Genomic DNA, 15,718 nt, shown 5'->3' on the forward strand with positions numbered 1-15,718 from the left:
ACCCCGACCGTTACGTACGCCGCCAGATCGGCCCCGACCGATGGGCCTTCACCTACATCGGCCCCTCCCACAATCGGAAACACCCGCGCGAATGATCGACCTACCCGGACACGGCAGTTGCGAGGAGTGAGTCGCGTCAGGAACGCTTCCAGAAGGCCCGGTGGCCGGGGGCGCTCGTGAGCGCGCTCAGCACGTCGATCGCGCGCTTCAGGAGATCGCCCGGGCGTAGGAGATCGCTCGGGCGTGCACCGGGCCGTTCCGCGCTCTCGAGCTCCTCGGCGAGGGCGGACAGCTCGGCGTGGTCGTCGGCCAGGTGGGCGATCACCCGCAGGCGGCTGCCCAGATCGGCCAGGTAGCGCCGGAGCTCCCGCTCGGGCAGCGTCGTCTCCACGGCGCGGAGCCGGGCCAGTTCCTCGGCCAGCAGCGGCCGGACGGCGTTGAGATCGGTGTCGAGATCGGCGTCGAGATCGGTTTCGGGCGAGTGCGGGGCCTCGTGCACAGGGGCTACCGAGGACCCGCGACTGGACCCGCGACTGGACCCGCGACTGGACCCGCGACTGGACCCGCGACTGGGCCGTCGGCCGGAGCCGGCGGGAGGCGGCGGAGCGAAGGTGATCGGGGCCTCGGCGACCATCGGGGCCGTCATCGGGCCCGTCATGGGAGCGCTGGCCGCCATCGACCTGACCGCTCCCAGCGCCATCGGCGCGCCCATGGGCATCTCCCAGCCGGACGGCGGCTCCACCGGCTGGATCACGTGGTGCTCCGGGCGGCCGTCGGCGGTCACCCGCGAGTCGACCGCGACGAACGCGGTGAAGCGGCACAGCACGCCGAACCGCAGCGACGTCGCCACGATCCGATCCTCCAGTGAGTGATCGCCGGCGGCGTACCGGTCCTCCAGCTCCCGCAGGTGAGCCCGGGCCCACACCGCCCGTGCCGCAGGGCTGTCGGCATGGTGACCGGTCACCCGCCGTTCCCAGGGCTCGCCGTCCGCCGTGAGGCCCCGTACGGCCATCGCCCCGGACGGCCGTCCCCGATAACGGCCGGAGACGGTGAGGGGCACGCCGGGGAAGAGCGAGCCGATGTCCGTGACGGTGCCCGGAACGAGGTCGAAGCCCCCAGGGCTCAGCGGTTCGGGACGCACCGTGATGTCCGTGACCAGTGGCGCGCCGATCCTGCGGTGGATGTGCTCCATCGCCTCGTCGAGCCGGTCCTCCGACTCGACCAGTTCGCAGCGGCCGGTGCCGAGCAGGGCGAGCCTGCCGAGGAAACCGGCGTTCACCGCCCGGTCGATGCCGACGGTGTGCACGCGGACCTCGCCGAGCCTACCCGCGGCTCGCTCCAGGATCTGGTCCTCGTTGCCCACCTGGCCGTCGGTCACCAGGACGAGCACGCGATCCCGCTCACCGGCCGGCTCACCGGCCCGCTCGCCGGCAGCGGCGCTGAGCAGGCCGAGCGCCTCCTCGATGGGCGAGAGCATCTCGGTGCCGCCACGCGCCTCCAGCCGGGCCAGATGCTCCACCGCGCGGTACCGGTTGCGGTCGGAACCGTCCACCAGCCCGCCGGGAAAGGCACGCTCGACCACGCTGTCGAACGCCAGCACGGCGAAGCGGTCCCGCGTGGTCAGCGTGTCGACGATCCTGGCCGCCGCCCGCCGGGCCGCCACCATCTTCCAGCCCATCATGCTGCCCGACCGGTCGAGCAACAGCACCACGTCGCGCGGCCTGCCCGCGGCCGCGGCGTCCGCCGGCGGCACGACGGTCAGCGTGAACGTTCCCTCCCCGGGGTCGCCGTCGTCAGGCGTCAGAGCCAGGGACGCGGAGGAGTCGAACGCCAGGCGCAGGATGAAGTCGCGGTCCAGCCGCTCGCCGGGCCGCAGGCTGATCGTGTCGCCCTCGCGGACGACCTCGTGCAGGCTGGAGCGGATCTCCCGCAGGCCCAGCCCGGCCGAATCCACCGTCGCCGTGAGCGACAGCCGTACCGGATTGGGGAACCCGGGGAGCAGCACCGGCGGGGAGATCCGGGACGCGTCGGGCGCCGCGTCGGTGTCCGGGATCACGCCGGAACCGGCAGGCGGCCCGTCCAGCGGGACCCCGGGAACATAGCGCGGGGCCACGACCAGCGGGAAGCGGAACTCGGCGGCGCCGTCTTCGTACGGCAGCGGCTGGCTCAGCGTGAGCCGTACCGTGACCCGCTCCGCGGGCGAGAGGTTGCCGACGCGGATGGTGAAGACGTCAGGCCGGTCCTCCTCGGCGATCGCGGCCCGCCTGCCCTCGGTGAGGGCGCGGTCGTAGTCGGCCCGCGCCTGCGCACGCTCCTTGAGCAGGCCCTCGATCACCCGGTCGCCGGCCTCCATGCGGAACGCGGTGACCGCCGCCCTCGGCGGCAGCGGGAAGACGTACGTCGCCTCGAGCGAGACGTCGAACGGGTTGCGGAACGCCTGCGTCACCTCGACCCCGGCGACCAGCCCGGTCACGCGGGCCGTGACGTCGACGCTTTCGAGCGGCAGGTTGCCGCGTTCGGTCTCCAGGGCCCCGAGCCCGGCGTCCTGCGCCGGACGGCACTCCTCCGGCCGAAGATGCGTGATGGGAACGGTCATGGCGATTTCTTCCCTTCGCGGGTGAGACCGAGTTCGGTGAGGGCGGCCAGCAGCGGACCGGCCGCCAGGCGGATGGCGGCGGCCTCGTCCGGGGTGGGGGTACGGCCGGCCCCGTCGAGCATCACCGTCACCCCGGGTGTGAGCCGTACGCCGAACACGACGCCGTCCGGCGGAGCCGATCCCGTCTCAGGCGCCGGCGCCGCCATCGTGTGCGCGGCGGTGTCCCGGACCCAGAAGCGGTCACGGGAGGCGGGCGCGGCCTCGACCGGCGGATCGGCGGGGAGGTCGGCGATCCGCTGGAGCATGGCGTCGGTCGCCCCGGCGAGCTCCGCCTGGATGGCGGCGATGGACAGGCCGTCGGCCTGACGGCGTTTCACCGCGACGAGCTGCAGCAGATGGCGCCGCCCGTAGATGGCGACCCTGCCCCGGCGGGCGAGTGGCGGGTCGAGCAGCCCGATCGTCGTGTACCACCGGATGAGCCGTTCGTTGGGCACCTCGCGGACGCGGCCGTTGACACCGCCATCGACACCGCCGTTGACACCGCCATCGACACCGCCACCGCCAAGCAGGGCCGCCGCCCGCCGCGCCAGCTCGCCGATCGTCCACGCCTCGTCCATTCCTCCACGATGACACTGTCATCATGACACTGTCAATGTTCCTCCGCCGCCCAGCCGCGGGCCCGCTCGACCGCCCGCTTCCACCGGGCGTACGCCCTGCCGTCGTCGGGAGCGGGTTCGAAGCGGCGGTCGAGCCGCCAGGTCTCGCGCAGTTCCTCGGGGGAGGACCAGACGCCCGCGCCCAGCCCGGCCAGGAACGCCGCGCCGAGTGCCGTCGTCTCCTGGACGACCGGCCGCTCGACCGGCGTGCCCAGTTGGTCGGCCTGCAGACGCATGAGCAGGTCGTTGGCGCTCGCGCCGCCGTCGGCCTTCAGCACCGCGGTCTCGACTCCCATCCCCCGGATGGCCTCGACGATGTCGCGCACCTCGAAGGCGATCGCGTCGAGGGCGGCCCGCACCAGGTGGGCGGCGCGGGTGCCGCGGGTGATGCCGAGGATGGTCCCGCGGGCGTCGGGATCCCAGTACGGCGCGCCGAGCCCGGTCAGGGCCGGCACGAACACGACGCCGCCGGAGTCGGGCACGCTCGCCGCGGCGAACTCCGAGTCGCCGGCGGCCTGGATCAGCCCCAGCCCGTCGCGCAGCCACTGGATCGCGGCTCCGGTGACGAAGATCGACCCTTCCAGGGCGTACGTCATCTCCCCGGACGGGGACTGCCAGGCGACGGTGGTCAGCAGCCCGGCGTCCGACCGTACGATCCGCCCGCCGGTGTTGACCAGGATGAACGAGCCCGTGCCGTACGTGCACTTGGCGTCACCGGGGGAGAAGCAGGTCTGGCCGAACAGCGCCGCCTGCTGGTCGCCGGCCACGCCGGTGATCGGCAGGTCGAGCCCGAGGAACGCCTCCGGTGAGGTCCGTCCGATCTCGCCGTAGTTGGGCACGATCCGCGGCAGCGCGGCCGGCGGCACGCCGAACAGGTCGCACAGCTCCGCTGACCAGTCGCCGGCCGCGATGTCGTACAGCAGTGTCCTGGCGGCGTTGGACGGATCGGTGACGTGCCGCGCGCCGCCGGTCAGCCGGGCGATCAGGTAGGAGTCGACCGTGCCGACGGCCACGTCCCCTGCCGCGGTGCCGTTCCAGGCGCGCGGGTCGTGCTCCGCCAGCCAGGTCAGCTTCGTGCCGGTGAAGTAGGGATCGAGGCGGAGACCGGTGAGCTCCGACACGCGCGGCTCGTGCTCGCGCATGCGTTCGCAGATGGCGGTCGTGCGCCGGTCCTGCCAGACGACGGCGCGGCGCGGCGCGGCCAGGGTGGTGCGGTCCCACAGCACCGCTGTCTCCCGCTGGTTGGTGATCCCCACGCAGCACGGCCGGGTGGACGCGGCGTCCAGGGCGGTACGGCAGGCCGCGAGCGTGGCCTGCCAGATCTCCTCGGGCACGTGCTCGACCCAGCCGGGATGCGGGAAGTGCTGGGCGAACTCCGCATACCCCCGGCCCTCGATCCGCCCGTCCCCGGTCACGACGAGGGCGGTGACCCCGGTCGTGCCGGCGTCGATGGCCAGCACGCCCATCTCCCGTCCCCCATCGTGGGAGACTGAGTGATTGGGAGTCGGCTGGGTAGGGGTGCTGGCCGTGGTGAGTTCGGTCACGTAACCTCGCTTTGGTCTATACCAATGTCGGTAGGCTGGGGCAGAATGCGGTGCGTCGACGCGGCGTACCGAACCAGTCTGGCCGTGTATTCCCTTATGGAGGAACCCGTCATGCGCATTGGAGTCCTTACCGGAGGCGGCGACTGCCCGGGGCTGAACGCGGTGATCCGCGCCGTGGTCCGCAAGGGCATCGGCGTGTACGGGCACGAGTTCGTCGGATTCCGGGCCGGCTGGCGTGGCCCCCTCGAGGGCGACACCATGCCGCTCGACGTCCAGGCGGTCCGGGGGATCCTGCCGCGTGGCGGGACCATCCTCGGTTCCTCGCGCACGAACCCGATCAAGATCGACGGCGGCGTCGACCGGATCAAGGAGAACCTGGCCGCGGCCGGCGTCGACGCCCTGATCGCGATCGGCGGCGAGGACACCCTGGGCGTCGCCAAGCAGCTCTTCGACCGCGACGTCAAGGTCGTCGGCGTGCCCAAGACGATCGACAACGACCTCAACGCCACCGACTACACCTTCGGCTTCGACACCGCCGTGAACATCGCGATGGAGGCCATCGACCGCCTCCACACCACGGCCGAGTCCCACCACCGCGCCCTGATCTGCGAGGTCATGGGCCGCCACGCCGGCTGGATCGCGCTGCACGCAGGCATGGCCGCCGGGGCGAACGTCATTCTCATCCCGGAGAAGCCGTTCGACATCGAAAGGGTCTGCGCCTACGTCGAGTCCCGGTTCAAGACGCGCTACGCCCCGATAATCGTGGTCGCGGAGGGCGCGCACCCGCTCGAGGGACAGATGACGCTGCAGGGTGGCGAGCTCGACGCGTTCGGTCACGTACGGCTCGGCGGAATCGGCGAGATGCTCGCCAAGGAGATCGAGAAGCGCACCGGCAAGGAGGCCAGGACGACGGTCCTCGGCCACATCCAGCGCGGCGGCACGCCGACCGCCTACGACCGCGTGCTCGCCACCCGGTTCGGGCTCGGTGCGATCGACGCGGTCCACGGGGGCGACTTCGGCAAGATGGTCGCCCTGCACGGTACGGACATCGTCCGGGTGAGCCTCGAAGCCGCCACCGCCGAGCTGAAGACCGTGCCGGTGTCCCGCTACGAGGAGGCCGAGGTCTTCTTCGGCTGATCGCGCCGAATGAACGTACGGCTCCCTGAACGTACGGCTCCCTGATCGTACGGCTCCCGCCACCATCGGCGGGAGCCGTACGCGTCTCTACTCGGTCTTGTTCGGCGGTGCTGATCGGCGGTGCTGTTCGGCGGTGCTGTTCGGCGGTGTGGCGGACTAAAGTAGTGGGCTCCCGCGTTGTGCTCTGCCGGAGGTAGGTAACGGAATGTCAGTGACGGCCGGATCGGCCCTGGGCGAGCCATGCGTGCTGCTCAAGCTGGGCGAAGTGGTCCTGAAGGGCAGGAACCGCGAGCTTTTCGAGATGCGGCTGCGGTCGAACATCAAGGGCGCGCTCAAGGACTACCGCGTCGAGGTCCGGCAGCGGCACGGCGTGATCGCGCTCTTCCTTCCCGAGGGGACCGCCGACGAGGTCGCCGAGGCCGTGGCCAAGCGCGTGTCCGACGTGCCCGGCATCGTGCTGGTCCACCTCGCCCGGCGGATCGCCAAGGATCCCGAGGCCATCACGAAGGCGGCCATCGAGCTGATCAAGGACTCCGACGAGGTGTCCAGGAACGCGCGTTTCGCCGTACGGTCGCGGCGCAGGGACAAGCGCTTCCCGCTGCGGTCCAACGAGCTCGACCGACTCGTCGGCGGCACGATCAACGACACCTACGGCCTGCCGGTGGACCTGAGCCGTCCCGAGCTGACCGTGCACATCGAGGTGGACAAGGACGAGGCGTTCCTGTTCACCGGGGGCCTGCCCGGGCAGGGCGGCCTGCCGGTCGGCTCCAGCGGGCGGGCGCTGGCGCTGCTGTCGGGCGGCATCGACTCGCCGGTCGCGGCCTACCGGATGATGCGCCGGGGTCTGCGGGTGGACTTCCTGCACTTCTCCGGCATCCCGTTCACCACCTCCGAGTCGATCTACAAGGCGTACGCGCTGGTCCGCAACCTGGACAGGTTCCAGGGGAAGTCGCGCCTGTGGGTGGTGCCGTTCGGCAAGGCCCAGCAGTCGATCAAGGCGTCGGGGCAGGACCGCCTCGCGGTGATCGCACAGCGGCGGCTGATGCTGAAGACCGCCGAAGAGGTGGCGCACCGCATCCGCGCCGAGGCGCTCGTCACCGGCGACTCGCTCGGCCAGGTCTCCTCGCAGACGCTCACCAACATCACGGCCCAGGACAACGCGGTCGACCTGCCGATCCTGCGCCCGCTCATCGGCCTCGACAAGACCGAGATCATGGCGGAGGCGCGGCGGATCGGGACGCTGCAGATCTCCGAGCTGCCCGACGAGGACTGCTGCACGTTGCTCGCCCCCCGCTCGGCCGAGACCCGCGCCAAGATCGAGGATCTCAAGCAGATCGAGCGGCGTCTGGACGCCGAGGACCTCGCCGTCCAGCTCGCCGACTCGATCCGCCCCTACAAGCTGGACGACTTCCAGCAGTAGACGCCGCTACACCGGGGTCGCGGCGGTGGACATCGCCGGAGAAACGGTGAGGGTGCGGTTCACCAGCGCCGGGAAGTCGCGCATGACGGCGGCGAGCTCGGCCAGGTCGCCGTCGACCAGGGCCTGCGGGCCGTCGCACAGCGCCTGGTCGGGGTTGGGGTGCACGTCGATGATCAGACCGTCGGCCCCGATCGCGATCGCGGCCCGGGTCAGCGGCAGCACGAGGTCGCGGCGGCCGCCCGAGTGCGACGGGTCCACGATCACCGGCAGGTGCGACAGCCGCTGCACCACGGGTACGGCCGAGATGTCGAGGGTGTTGCGGGTCGCGGTCTCGTAGGTCCGGATGCCCCGCTCGCACAGCACGATGTCGAGGTTGCCGCGCTGGGCGATGTACTCGGCCGCCATCAGCCACTCCTCGATGGTCGCCGTCATGCCCCGCTTGAGCATCACCGGCCTGCCGGCCGCGCCCACAGCCTGCAGCAGCGCGAAGTTCTGCGCGTTGCGGGTGCCGACCTGCAGCATGTCGGCGTACGACGCCACCAGCGCCACGTCGTGGGCGTCCACCACCTCGGTGACGATCGGCAGCCCGGTCTCCTCCCGGACGTCGGCGAGGATGCGCAGGCCCGCCTCGCCCAGGCCCTGGAAGGCGTACGGCGAGGTGCGCGGCTTGTAGGCACCCCCGCGCAGCAGCGTCGCGCCGGCGGCCTTGGCCATCGTGGCCGCCTCCAGCGTCTGCTGCGGGGTCTCCACCGCGCACGGCCCGGCGATCAGCGTCACCGTGTCCGGCCCGATCGGCACCCCGCGCACGGTCACCGTCGACCGATCGGGATGGTTGCCGCGGCTCACCAGCTTGTACGGGGCCGACACGCGCACCACGTCGGCCACGCCGCGCATGCCGCGCAGGTTCAGCGCCGTGAACTGGTCGACGTCGCCGATCAGCCCGATGATCGTACGGCTCACGCCCCGGCTGGCGAAGGCCTCACCCCCGGCCGTGGCGACGAGCTCGACGATCGCCTCGACGTCGTCCTGCGTGGCCTCGGGGGCCATGACGATGACCATGATCACTCCTTCTTCTGGGCGGACTTCTGGCGGACATTTCCGTAACAAACAGAAGACCCCGAGTCCATCCGGACCCGGGGCCTTCGTTCGCCTGGCTGTCAGCGCAGCGCTTGCGGGCGAGCGGTCCCCACGGGTCCGTCGCCATACCAAAACACGAAAAACGCAGAAGCGGTGCGCATGGTCGAAATATAGCGCATGCCTCGTGTCCGAACAGGAGGGGCCCGGCGGAGGGGACCGGTGGGAACCGGTCAGACGCCTGGTGGCAGGATGGCTGCGTGCCGGAGATTCCCGAACCGGAGATCCGTGACCCGGAGATCCGTGAACCGGAGATACGTGAAGTGGAGACCCGCCTGCCCCCGGGTCAGTACATCCCGAGGGGGCGGCCGATCCTCCACTACGGCAGGGTGCCGGCGTTCCGCCCCCAGACCTGGCGGTTCCAGGTCTTCGGCGCCACGGCGTCGGGGGATGACCACAAGTTCACCTGGGAGGAGTTCTCCCGGCTGCCCCGCACGACCGTGATGGCCGACTTCCACTGCGTCACCAAGTTCTCGATCATGGGGAACGAGTGGGGCGGGATCCCGGCGGCCGCCCTCCTGGAGCGGGTCCCGCCCGACCCCGGTGTGCGCCACGTCATGATCTGGGCCGAGTACGGCTACAGCGCCAACCTGAGGTTCGGTGACTTCGACCGGCCGAGCACACTGTTCGCCACCGAACTCGACGAGAAGCCCCTCACGCCCGAGCGCGGCCACCCGGTCCGTCTCGTCGTCCCCCATCTGTACGCCTGGAAGAGCGTGAAGTGGGTCCGTGCGGTCGAGTACCTGCTGGAGGACCGGCGCGGCTTCTGGGAGGAGCGCGGCTACCACAACATCGGCGACCCGTGGCAGGAGCAGCGCTACTCATATCAGGAGGACCCGGGCGACGGCCCACCCTGAGCTCTGCCAGCCGCTATTTTGGCCCGCGTGTCAACAGCCCTGTGTCTCACAGCCTTGTGGCTGCCGCTCTGCGGGATGTCCGCCCTCGCGGGGTACGGCCTGGGCCGACGGCGGGCCGGCCGCGACGGCCTGGCCGGTGAGGCGGGCGAGGCGGCCCATCTCGCCCTGCACATCGCCGGGCTGGCCGCGCCCTCGCTGCGGGCGGGCCTGAACCGCGACTCCGCGCGCCGAGCCGTACGGCACCTGCGTGCCCTGCTCGGCACCTCCGCGCTGGCGATCACGTCCCTCGACCGGGTCCTCGCCCGGGACGGTGAGGGCGCGCCGGGGGACGAGGCGATCCTCGCCGAGGCCCGGGCCGCGGTGCGGGCCGGTCGGCCCCAGATGGGCGCGGGGGAAGAGGTCGCGGGGGAGGGGGTGGTGGTGCCGCTGATCGTGGCGGGGCGGATGATCGGCACCCTCGTGGCCTACGACGCCGAGGCCGGTCCCTCGCTCGCGCGTACGGCGACCGAGGTGGGCCGCTGGGTCTCCGGGCAGCTCGAACTCGCCGAGCTCGACTCGTCCCGGCGGCGGACGCTCGAGGCCGAGACGCGCGCGCTGAGCGCGCAGATCTCGCCGCATTTCGTCTACAACTCGCTGACCACGATCGCGTCGTTCGTCCGGACGGAGCCGGAGCGTGCCCGCGAACTGCTGCTGGACTTCGCGGACTTCACCCGTTACGCGCTGCGCCGCACCCGGGACTTCACCACGCTCGCCGACGAGCTGAGCTGCATGGACCGCTATCTGGTGCTGGAACAGGCGAGATTCGGCGACCGGCTGCGCTTCACCGTGCAGGTGGCCCCCGAGGTGCTGCGCGTCCCGGTGCCCTTCCTGTGCCTGCAGCCGCTGGTCGAGAACGCGATCAAGCATGGCATGCCCGGTGAGGTCCGGGTGGTCATCAGGGACGCCGGAGCCGAGGCGCACATCTCGATCGAGGACGACGGGGTCGGCATGGATCCCGAGCATGTGCGCGCCATCCTCGGCGAGGAGCCGAAGGGGATCGGGCTGAGCAACGTCGACCTGCGGATGCGCCGCATCTACGGCCACGATTACGGCCTCGTCGTCGACACCGCACCCGGCGCGGGCACGAAGATCCAGCTCCGCATCCCCAAGACCCGCCCGCGGCCCACGCTGGTCTAGCTTCAGGTATCACTTGCGTAACCGGCCGGTTACAGGCACGGTGGTGGCCATGTTACGCGTCCTTGCGGTAGACGACGAGGTCCCCGCGCTGTCCGAGCTCGCCTATCTCCTCCGCCGGGACCCCCGCGTGGAGCAGGTGAAGACGGCGTCGGACAGCGGGACGGCCCTCCAGGACATGGTCCAGATGATCGCCGCGGGGGAGCGGCTGGACGGGGTGTTCCTGGACATCCGCATGCCCGGCCTCGACGGTCTCGATCTGGCCAGGCTCATCGGCGGCTTCCCCCTGCCGCCGAGGCTGGTCTTCGTGAGCGCCCATGACTGCGCCGTCCAGGCGTTCGAGCTGGAGGCCGTCGACTACCTGCTCAAGCCGGTGCGCCCGGAACGCCTGGCGGAGGCCGTACGGCGACTGGCGGCGGCGGTCGCGGCCGGTGAGGGGGAGACGGACCCGGACGACGTCATCCCCGTGGAGCTGGGCGGGCGCACGAAGTTCGTGGCGCAGCAGGACGTGTGCTACGCGGAGGCGCAGGGCGACTACGTGCGCCTGCACACGGCCGACGCCAACTACCTGGTACGGATGTCTCTGGCGGCGTTGGAGCGGCGCTGGGGCGGCTCGGGCTTCATCCGGGCACACCGCAGCACCCTGGTGAACGCCAGGCACGTGATCGAGATGCGGTTCGACGCTGGGCGGATGGTCCTCCAGGTGGGGGAAGAGGTGCTGCCGGTGAGCAGGAGGCACACCCGGCAGGTCCGGGAGTTGCTCGTCGGCCAGTTCCGTTGATCTTCGTGGCGCGCTACCGGGTTCTCCGGGACCGCTCGTCGCTCGGGATGGTCCGCTCGTCGCGATCGCCGGGGCCGTATGGCGCGAACTGGAGACCGCTCGTCTGAAGGGCCTCCCGGCGGCCTCATTACTCCTCGTAGTCTTTCGAGCGTCGCAAGACACGCCGCGTGGCCGACAAGGTGAGCGAGATCTGACCTCAAGGTCACAGGGCCGGGCTCGACTCGGGGGGGAAGGGCCCGGTCCGGCGTGGTGGGGAGTACGCGGACGCGATCCGGCAACACGGGGGCGCCGGATCGCGCCGCGATCTCCCGCAGACGACGTTCACCTGAGCTTCTTGAGCAGCTCGATGTCCTCCCGGTGCTTGTCCGCCTTGCCGGGCGTCTCGATGCAGACCGGTACACCCGCGGCGACCGGGTGACGCATCAGGTCGGCGAACGCCTGGGCGCCGATATGGCCGGCGCCGATGTTCTCGTGCCGGTCCCGCTTCGATCCGCATGCGTCCTTGGAGTCGTTGGCGTGGATCAGCTTGAGCCGGCCGGGGGCGACCTCGTGCAGCGCGTCCAGCGTGAGCCGTACGCCGTCGGGGGCGGCCAGGTCGTGGCCGGCGGCGAACGCGTGGCAGGTGTCCAGGCACACGCCCGCCTTCGGATGGAAGTCCAGCGCTTCCAGGTAGGGGCCCAGGTCCTGGACGGTCGCGCAGAGCATCCGGCCCTGCCCGGCCATCGGCTCAAGCAGCAGATCGGGGCCGTCGCCGGGGATCTCGTCCAGCAGCGGCAGCAGATGCTCGCGCACCTGGCGCATCGCGTCCTCCCGGGACTGGCTGACGGCCGACCCGGTGTGCACGACCACGCCGAGCGCGCCGATGGCGGCGGCCCTGCGCAGTGTGTGGCGGATGACGGCCACCGAGCTCTCCAGCGTGGCCTCGGTCGGCGAGCCGAAGTTGACCAGGTAGTTGGCGTGCACGAACGCCGGCATCCCGGACTCGCGCAGCTTGGCGTCCTCGGCGGGATCGCCCGCGCTCAGCGCCCAGCCGCGCGGGTTGCTGACGAACACCTGGATCATCTCGGCGCCGATGTCCGCGGCGTGGCGCAGCCCGCCGGTGGCCAGGCCGCCGGCGACGAAGACATGCCCGCCGATGAGATTGGAAGGAGTCATGGGGACCTCCGCGATAGTGACACCCCGATACTTTCCAGATAACTCTGCCTGGTCGCGTCCGGCGCTTTGTCACAACCTACAAATCGGCGCCGCGACGGGGGCGGCGGGTTGGGACTTCGCGCTGCTGGACCGGGCCGTCGGGCCGCTGTGTACTGCAAGCATGCGAGAAGTCAGCCGGGAGGAGCTCCGCTCCTGCTGCGCGTCCGCCACCTGGGTGTCGGCGGTCGCCGAGCGGCGGCCGTACCGGGATCTCGACGGACTGCGGCGGGCGGGCGAGGCGGCGATGGCCGCGCTGAGCTGGCCCGACGTGCTCGAGGCGCTCGCCGCGCACCCCCGCATCGGCGAGCGGGCCGCCGGGGACGGCCGGGAGACCGCCTGGTCGCGAGGTGAGCAGGCGGGTACGGCGGACGCCGACCGGCAGGTGCTCGACGCGCTGCGCGAGGGCAACGCCGCCTACGAGAGCCGGTTCGGCCACGTCTATCTGGTCTGCGCGACCGGGCGGAGCGCCGAGGAGATGCTCGGCCTGCTGCGGGTGCGGCTCGCCAACGACGCCGAGGCCGAGCGCGCGGTGGTCCGCGAGGAGCTGGGCAAGATCGCCGACCTCAGGCTGGCCAAGCTGTGGCAGGAGGCGCGATGAGCCTGTCGACCCATGTGCTGGACACCGCCGCCGGGCGGCCCGCCAAGGACGTGTTCGTACGGCTCTCGCGTCGTGCGGCGCATGGTTTCGTCCCGGTGGCCGAGGGCCGTACCGACGACGACGGCCGGATCCGCGCCTGGTCGCCGCTCGGACGGGAATGGCTGGCCGAGGAGGATCCGCGCCCGGGGACCTACCGGCTCGTCTTCGACACCGGCGCCTACCTGGGGGAGGGCGCGTTCTTCCCCGAGGTGAGCGTCGTGTTCACCATCCGGGACGCCGGCGAGCACTGCCACGTGCCGCTGCTGCTGAGCCCGTTCGCCTACTCGACCTACCGGGGGAGTTGATCGTGGTCGTCCTGGGACCCAACAGGTACGGCAAGGCAGAGACGAGAGTGGTGCAGGTCACCCGGCACGGGGACGCCCACCGAGTGAAGGACCTCAACGTCAGCACGACGCTGTCGGGTGACATGACCGAGGTCCACCTGAGCGGAGACAACTCGGCCGTGCTGCCCACCGACACACAGAAGAACACGGTCTACGCGTTCGCCAAGAAACACGGCATCGGCGCGATCGAGGACTTCGCGCTGCTGCTCGCCCGGCACTTCGTCGGCACCCAGCCGGCCGTCCGTCATGCCCGGGTCGCGATCGAGGAGTACACCTGGGAGCGCAACGGTTCGAATGGGCACTCCTTCGTCAGGGCCGGGCGGGAGACCCGCACCTGTGTGGCGCACGTCGACGGATCGGGGGAGCGGGTCGTCTCCGGGCTGCGTGGCCTCGTCGTCATGAACACCACGAACTCGGAGTTCCGGGGCTTCGCCAGCGATGAGTACACGACACTGACCGAGACCCGCGACCGCATCCTCGCCACGGAGGTCGCGGCGTCGTGGCGGCACGCGTATTTCCCCACCTATTGGGACAAGTCTCATGAAACGGCTCGGTGGGCCCTGCTCGCCGCGTTCGCCGACACCTACAGCCTGTCGCTGCAGCAGACCCTCTACGCCATGGGCTCGCGGGTGCTCGCGGAATGTCCGGAGATCTGCGAGGTACGACTCTCGCTGCCGAACAAGCACCACTTCGAGGTGGACCTGTCGCACTTCGGGCTGGACAACGACGGTGAGATCTTCTTCGCCGCCGACCGGCCGTACGGACTGATCGAGGGCACGGTCCTGCGTGAGGACGCGCCCGACGCCGGACCGGCCTGGGAGTAGCCGATGGACTTTCTGCGCGCCCGGACCTGGGCCGAGGCACTGGAGTTGAAAGCGGAGCGGCCGGAGGCGACGCCGATCCAGGGCGGCACCGACGTCATGGTGGAGATCAACCTCGACAGGGGCCGCCCCGCCGCCCTGCTCGACCTCAACACAGTCGGCGAACTGGCCGGCTGGTCGCGGGAGGGGGAGTGGATCCGCGTCGGCGCCGGGGTGACCTACGCCCGGCTGATCGACGAGCTGGGCGAGGTGCTGCCGGGGCTGGCCCAGGCGTCCCGTACGGTCGGCTCGCCGCAGATCAGAAACCGCGGCACGCTGGCCGGCAACCTGGGCGCCGCATCCCCGGCCGGTGACGGCCACCCGCCGCTGCTGGCCTCCGGCGCGGTCGTCGAGGCCGAGTCGGTGCGCGGGGTGCGGTTGATCCCGATCGCGCGGTTCTACACCGGGGTGAAGCGCAACGCGCTCGCCCCCGACGAGCTGATCCGCGCGGTGCGGGTGCCCACCGCCGCCGGCCCGCAGTACTTCTCCAAGGTCGGCACGAGGAACGCCATGGTCATCGCGGTGTGCTCGTTCGCGATCGCGCTCCATCCGGAGAATCGGCGGGTGGGGACCGGGATCGGCTCGGCCGCGCCGACGCCGCTGCGGGCCGTGGCGGCCGAGGCGTTCCTGGCGGGCGAGCTCGACTGGACCCTCGGCAGGGCGGGCGGCTCCGCGCTCGACCCGGAGGTCGCCGCGCGGTTCGCTGAGCTGGTGGCCGGAGCGGCCGCGCCCATCGACGACGTGCGGGGACGGGCCGCCTACCGGTCGCACGCCCTGGCCGTGATGGCCCGCCGCACGCTCGGCTGGGCCTGGCACGACTACCTGCGAGCGGGGAGGGGCGCGAGGTGAGGGTGAACGTCACCGTCAACGGCCGGAAGACGGCCGCCGACGACGTGTGGGAAGGCGAGAGCCTGCTCTACGTGCTGCGGGAACGGCTCGGCCTGCCGGGCGCCAAGAACGCCTGCGAACAGGGTGAGTGCGGCTCCTGCACGGTCTATCTGGACGGCACGCCGGTCTGCGCCTGCCTGGTCGCGGCGGGTCAGGCCGAGGGCCGTGAGGTGGTCACGGTCGAGGGCCTGGCCTCGGGGGACGCCCAGGCGGCCGGGGAGGGCGGCCTGCACGACGTGCAGCGCGCGTTCCTGGCGGCGGGAGCCGTACAGTGCGGGTTCTGCACGCCCGGGCTCATCGTGCAGGCGCACGCGCTGGTCGAGCGGGCGGCGGGGCGAGTGCCGGACGACGCCGAGATCCGCGAGGCCCTGGCCGGGAACCTGTGCCGGTGCACCGGATACGAGAAGATCCTCGACGCCGTCCGGCTCGCCGCCGCCCAACGCGCCACCCCCACCGCCCCCACCCCCTCGCCGTGATCTTGCAGAAACTCGCACCGA

Annotated in this window: 15 protein-coding genes; 10 read left to right on the forward strand and 5 right to left on the reverse strand. The window is 71.4% G+C overall.

Going from position 1 to position 15,718, the window contains the following annotated elements; all coding sequences use genetic code 11:
- Positions 1-136: 136 nt before the first annotated feature.
- Genes Mth01_RS01920 through Mth01_RS01930 form a run of 3 tightly spaced genes read right to left on the reverse strand, consistent with a single transcriptional unit; the run spans position 137 to position 4,718 of the window.
- Complete coding sequence (locus Mth01_RS01920; protein WP_204010248.1) at positions 137-2,596, reverse strand: VIT domain-containing protein; 2,460 nt, start codon at positions 2,594-2,596, stop codon at positions 137-139.
- Positions 2,593-3,213, reverse strand: a complete 621-nt coding sequence (locus tag Mth01_RS01925) for a MerR family transcriptional regulator (protein WP_204010250.1) — start codon at positions 3,211-3,213, stop codon at positions 2,593-2,595. The genes Mth01_RS01920 and Mth01_RS01925 overlap by 4 nt, the downstream gene beginning before the upstream one ends.
- A gap of 32 nt (positions 3,214-3,245) precedes the next feature.
- Positions 3,246-4,718, reverse strand: coding sequence for an FGGY family carbohydrate kinase (locus tag Mth01_RS01930; RefSeq protein ID WP_204010794.1), 1,473 nt, complete (start codon positions 4,716-4,718; stop codon positions 3,246-3,248).
- Positions 4,719-4,907: 189 nt separating this feature from the next.
- Between Mth01_RS01930 and Mth01_RS01935 the strand changes: the two genes are divergently transcribed.
- Together Mth01_RS01935 and thiI are read left to right on the forward strand one after the other, a co-directional pair.
- A complete protein-coding gene (locus Mth01_RS01935; protein ID WP_204010252.1) occupies positions 4,908-5,933 on the forward strand; it encodes a 6-phosphofructokinase in 1,026 nt (341 codons plus the stop codon).
- A gap of 205 nt (positions 5,934-6,138) precedes the next feature.
- The gene (gene thiI / locus Mth01_RS01940) at positions 6,139-7,353 is read left to right on the forward strand and encodes a tRNA uracil 4-sulfurtransferase ThiI (protein ID WP_204010254.1); all 1,215 of its coding nucleotides are present in this window, start codon (positions 6,139-6,141) and stop codon (positions 7,351-7,353) included.
- A gap of 6 nt (positions 7,354-7,359) precedes the next feature.
- On the opposite strand, the gene aroF is transcribed toward thiI, so the two are convergent.
- A complete protein-coding gene (gene aroF / locus Mth01_RS01945; RefSeq protein WP_204010256.1) occupies positions 7,360-8,412 on the reverse strand; it encodes a 3-deoxy-7-phosphoheptulonate synthase in 1,053 nt (350 codons plus the stop codon).
- Between the two features lie 284 nt (positions 8,413-8,696).
- Between aroF and Mth01_RS01950 the strand changes: the two genes are divergently transcribed.
- From Mth01_RS01950 to Mth01_RS01960, 3 genes are read left to right on the forward strand one after another with little or no spacing between them, the layout of a single operon-like run.
- Entirely contained in the window at positions 8,697-9,344 is a 648-nt protein-coding gene (locus Mth01_RS01950; RefSeq protein WP_239089299.1) for a molybdopterin-dependent oxidoreductase, read from the forward strand.
- A gap of 27 nt (positions 9,345-9,371) precedes the next feature.
- Positions 9,372-10,520, forward strand: coding sequence for a sensor histidine kinase (locus Mth01_RS01955; protein WP_239089194.1), 1,149 nt, complete (start codon positions 9,372-9,374; stop codon positions 10,518-10,520).
- Between the two features lie 49 nt (positions 10,521-10,569).
- On the forward strand, positions 10,570-11,298 hold the full coding sequence (locus tag Mth01_RS01960) for a LytR/AlgR family response regulator transcription factor (RefSeq protein ID WP_204010258.1): 729 nt from the start codon (positions 10,570-10,572) through the stop codon (positions 11,296-11,298).
- Between the two features lie 321 nt (positions 11,299-11,619).
- Here the strand turns inward: Mth01_RS01960 and Mth01_RS01965 are convergent, their stop codons facing one another.
- Entirely contained in the window at positions 11,620-12,453 is an 834-nt protein-coding gene (locus tag Mth01_RS01965; RefSeq protein ID WP_204010260.1) for a deoxyribonuclease IV, read from the reverse strand.
- 160 nt (positions 12,454-12,613) lie between these two features.
- On the opposite strand from Mth01_RS01965, the gene uraD reads away from it, so the two are divergent.
- Genes uraD through Mth01_RS01990 form a run of 5 tightly spaced genes read left to right on the forward strand, consistent with a single transcriptional unit; the run spans position 12,614 to position 15,697 of the window.
- The gene (gene uraD / locus Mth01_RS01970) at positions 12,614-13,090 is read left to right on the forward strand and encodes a 2-oxo-4-hydroxy-4-carboxy-5-ureidoimidazoline decarboxylase (protein ID WP_204010263.1); all 477 of its coding nucleotides are present in this window, start codon (positions 12,614-12,616) and stop codon (positions 13,088-13,090) included.
- Positions 13,087-13,434, forward strand: coding sequence for a hydroxyisourate hydrolase (gene uraH / locus Mth01_RS01975; protein WP_204010266.1), 348 nt, complete (start codon positions 13,087-13,089; stop codon positions 13,432-13,434). The genes uraD and uraH overlap by 4 nt, the downstream gene beginning before the upstream one ends.
- Positions 13,434-14,297, forward strand: a complete 864-nt coding sequence (gene pucL / locus Mth01_RS01980; protein ID WP_204010803.1) for a factor-independent urate hydroxylase — start codon at positions 13,434-13,436, stop codon at positions 14,295-14,297. The genes uraH and pucL overlap by 1 nt, the downstream gene beginning before the upstream one ends.
- Before the next feature lie 3 nt (positions 14,298-14,300).
- Positions 14,301-15,182, forward strand: a complete 882-nt coding sequence (locus Mth01_RS01985; protein WP_204010269.1) for an FAD binding domain-containing protein — start codon at positions 14,301-14,303, stop codon at positions 15,180-15,182.
- Positions 15,179-15,697, forward strand: coding sequence for a (2Fe-2S)-binding protein (locus tag Mth01_RS01990; protein ID WP_204010272.1), 519 nt, complete (start codon positions 15,179-15,181; stop codon positions 15,695-15,697). The genes Mth01_RS01985 and Mth01_RS01990 overlap by 4 nt, the downstream gene beginning before the upstream one ends.
- The last annotated feature ends 21 nt before the right edge of the window (positions 15,698-15,718 follow it).

This window comes from Sphaerimonospora thailandensis (assembly GCF_016863115.1).
In the GTDB taxonomy this organism is placed as follows: Bacteria; Actinomycetota; Actinomycetes; order Streptosporangiales; family Streptosporangiaceae; genus Sphaerimonospora; species Sphaerimonospora cavernae.